The sequence below is a fragment of the Bacillus sp. mrc49 genome (assembly GCF_002803435.1).
On the sequence record NZ_PHNG01000120.1, the window covers coordinates 1 to 1,000 of the forward strand.

1 protein-coding gene is annotated in these 1,000 nt (G+C 43.3%); it reads right to left on the reverse strand.

Annotated elements, in window-relative coordinates; genetic code table 11:
• Positions 1-890: stage II sporulation protein D (spoIID, locus tag CVN76_RS00830; RefSeq protein ID WP_232732035.1), on the reverse strand; the 890-nt coding region annotated here is incomplete at its 3' end.
• Positions 891-1,000: the final 110 nt, after the last annotated feature.

Consider the following 1,000-nt stretch of genomic DNA (forward strand, 5'->3'; position numbering starts at 1 on the left):
GAGCCCTTTGTCGTAATGACGATCTGGTTGCCTTGGCGCTCCCAGTTAAAATCCGATGATGTCAGCCCGAGCTTTTCCCGAATCTGTTTTCCTGTTAATTTCTTGCCCCCGATTTCGACTATACCGACGCGATTACCTGAAGTCCTTTCAACGACAGTCCCTATCGTCGTGCCTGATGAAAGACTTACTCCAAGTTTGTTTTCAAAATCGGCAGAGTTCACGACAACTTTATTATAAAACTTTGGTGACTCCTCTTTATCCCACGGACTCGATACACTTCTTAAATAAGGGAAATCCGCTTGCCAATAGTCCTCCGAATTCTCCGTATAGCCATTGCTTGTGGAAAAAAATGTGGCTGTGATCGGCTTTCCATCATAGGTTAGGATTTGCCCCTCCGTTTCCTTGATGGCCTTGCTGATTTTTTTCATCTTCGATTTATAATCAGAGCCCCATTGCTTTTTGAGCTCATCGTTATTTTTATAAACTTGATGCATGACCGTATCACTCACATCGGCACCGTCAGGTAAACCTAAGCGACTCTCGCCAATAAGCTGATTGACAATGTACGTCCTTGCCGTCAACGCTTGTGCCTTCAATGCTTCTTCCTCGAATTCCGCTGGCATCTCAGCTGCAACAACGCCAGTCAAATACGTTTCCAACGGCACCTTTTCAATCTTTTTTGCATGGGTACGGTAAACGGCAACTTCAACGGAACTCATTTCATTGGCACTCACTTCATTACTGCTGTTCTTCACTTTCTTCTCTAATTGTTCTGCTAACTCACCACTTGTCTTATCATTTGAAAACGGAAGCACAAGCACTGCTGGAATCATGATAATTACGAATGCTACTGCTATGAATAGTACGATCATCGGTTTGATTGCTTTCAAACTCCTGAGCCTCCCTACACTTGTTTTCTCTGCCACGCTTAAATTTCGGCAGGATCTTTATATAACAAATGTATGTCGAAGGACAAGCATTTATGAATAGAAAAACGGCA